General features: G+C 61.7%; 2 protein-coding genes and 2 pseudogenes. 2 read left to right on the forward strand and 2 right to left on the reverse strand.

Annotated features, from left to right (window positions below):
• Window positions 1-1,316 (forward strand): RHS repeat-associated core domain-containing protein (locus H8R17_RS45075; protein ID WP_316959751.1); only part of this gene is annotated, 1,316 nt, incomplete at its 5' end.
• The gene (locus tag H8R17_RS45080) at window positions 1,310-1,891 is read left to right on the forward strand and encodes a hypothetical protein (RefSeq protein ID WP_187828934.1); all 582 of its coding nucleotides are present in this window, start codon (window positions 1,310-1,312) and stop codon (window positions 1,889-1,891) included. The genes H8R17_RS45075 and H8R17_RS45080, both read left to right, overlap by 7 nt.
• A gap of 82 nt (window positions 1,892-1,973) precedes the next feature.
• Here the strand turns inward: H8R17_RS45080 and H8R17_RS45085 are convergent.
• Together H8R17_RS45085 and H8R17_RS45090 are read right to left on the reverse strand one after the other, a co-directional pair.
• Window positions 1,974-2,123: pseudogene (locus tag H8R17_RS45085) on the reverse strand (ISAs1 family transposase); the annotation flags it as partial.
• Window positions 2,124-2,154: 31 nt separating this feature from the next.
• A pseudogene (locus H8R17_RS45090) lies at window positions 2,155-2,581 on the reverse strand (hypothetical protein); the annotation flags it as partial.

A 2,581-nucleotide genomic window follows, 5' to 3' on the forward strand; every position in this document is an offset into this window, starting at 1 on the left:
GCACCTCCACCGGCTACATCTACGACGCCGACGGCAACCTGCTCCTGCAGAAGGACCCCAGCAGCACCACCCTCTACCTCGGCAGCGAGCAGATCACCGTCGACTCCGCCGGCACCACCACCGGCATCCGCTACTACACTGCCCCCGGCGGGGCCACCATCGTCCGCACCGGCGCCAGCACCCACTACGGCTTCGAACTCGACGCCGACCAGCACGGCACCAACACCCTCTACCTCGACTCCACCGCCCAAACCCCCACCTGGCGCCAGTTCGACCCCTACGGCAACCCCCGCGGCACCACCACCAACTGGCCCGACAACCGCACCTTCCTGAACAAAACCACCGACACCACCACCGGCCTCACCAACATCGGCGCCCGCGAATACGACCCCACCACCGGCAGATTCACCAGCCTCGACCCACTCTTCGAAGCCACCAGCCCGCAACAACTCAGTGGCTACACTTACGCGGCCGACAATCCCGTCACCGGCAGCGATCCCACCGGGCTCATGTACTACGACCCCGGAACTGGGGCCTCGGGAGGAACGGTTGCCACCCTTGAACACCAGCAGAAGGAGATCGAGGCCAGTGGTGGCGGTGTCAACGGAGGCAGCGGCTGCTACTACATGCTGAAAGACCCGTGCGGCGGTGTCAACGGAGGCAGCCGCTGCTACTACATGCTGAAAGACCCGTGCGGCACGACCTATAGCAACAGCGGGGCGACGGCGCACAGCGGGACAGCGCACAAGAGCAACAGTGGTGGCATCACGCCCGTGCACAAGAAGAAGAACCGAAATGCCGACCACGGATGGTGGTGGCATGCCGCGCATGCGACCGCAGGTTGGGCAAAAGACACTTTCGGCACTTGGGATGGGTGGAAAAATCGGGTCCTGCCGACCGCAGGGTTCATCACCTGCGTCGTGGCTTCCGCAGGAGTCTGTGTCGGGGCTGGAGTGGCTGCTGCTCTGACAACATTTGGGATCGACGGTGAAAGGACAGGGAGCTGGGAGTACGCCAACCTGGCAAAGAACTCGGGCTGGGCTCTCTTCGGTGGAGTGTCGGCGTTCAAGTTTGCCCGGTGGGGTGGAGCAACGAAGGAAGAGGCATTGTGGGGCGGCGCAATCGCTCGATCGAGCTCACGCCGAATAATCAAGACGACATATCGGTCGCCCGACGGCCGTGTCGTCATCCATGGATACACAAGAGCGGTCGACTGGGCAGCGACTCGAAGTAACGCTGCCACGAACACTGCATTCAACTTCGGCTTCTGCGGTGCAGGGAATTACAGCACAGGAAAGGCTGTGGGGTCGTGCTGACGTCGAATTTCTACATACTGCAATTCAGGCTTCGAGCAAAGGGGGTACTCAGTCGCCGCTCTTTCCTGCTTATAGGTCCCGTTGCTTTCCTCTCTGCGCTCGTTGGTGCGGAAATCCCAGCCCGGCAGGCAATTGTGGGCGGCAACACTGAGGCACTTCCAGCTGTTTCGATTATCTGTCTGGGCGGTGCTGTGATTTGCCGAATCATGCATTCACGGATTCATCTTCAGGGGGGTCGAGTGGTCATCGTGAATCCCCTTTACAGCTACGATTTTCCAAAATGTGCGGTGCGCAAGGTGGATGTCAGGCGTGGTGCTCTCGTTGTCATTCCCAAATCGGCCGATCCTGATGAGGAAGGCGTTTTTGCTGTTGGGTTTGCCGGTTCGCTGATCGATATGCTGTTCGGGACCACGGACCGGGCGGCGGCAACCGTGCGTGATTACTTCGACCAGGCAAAGGGGGGCCAGGGAAGCTCTGATGAAGTGAACCGCAGGCTTGTGATCAACCCGCTAGCCGATCTGCTGGTTTTGATTGCAGTGGTGTTCGGGGGTATCTCCGCTGTTGTGCTGTTGTGATCATTTGGTTGAAAGCTAGTTGGTGGTATGGGCGGCTGTGGTGCTGCCAGGGCCCCGGCGTTTGTCGCGGATGTCCGGTTGATCATGTGATGCCGTAGAGGGCGAGGACGCGGTGGCGTTCGCTGTGGACTCGGCGTCCGGCGGCGGTGTTGACGTACCCGGCGAGCTTGAGGGCGCCACGGATCAAGTCGCGGACAGCGGCGAGCACGGCGGGCGTATTGCGTGTCCTAAGTGGTCTGCGTCGTAAGTCCTTCGGGGGTTGATCATGTTTCCGGTGTGGCGGAGGATTCTTCTGGGTGATCGGCGGTGTGCCGGTCGAGTCTGGCCAGTAGATCGTCCAGGTCGGAGGTGGTGAACTTCCACTGGAACGGCTGTGCCGTGGCGTTGTAGCGGTCTTCGAAGGCTCGGAGCCGGTTCTCGACCTCGTTGAGGTCGGTGAAGTCGTTGGGTGAGACGACCTTGCGCAGCACGACGGAGAAGTAGATCTCCACCTGGTTCAACCAGGAGGCGTGCACGGGGGTGTGGACCAGGACCGCGTTCGGGAACGCGGCCGACAGTCGGTCGGCGGCCTTCTTGCCGCGGTGGGAGGAGCCGTTGTCGACGCGTACAGATCCAGCACCCGCTCGGCCTTGGGGCGGAAGGCGGGGTCGGTGATGAAGATCCAGGACTGGTGCTGCCAGGGCTTGAGCG

Origin of the sequence: Streptomyces sp. TRM68367, from assembly GCF_014495685.1 — a bacterium.
GTDB lineage: Bacteria > Actinomycetota > Actinomycetes > Streptomycetales > Streptomycetaceae > Streptomyces.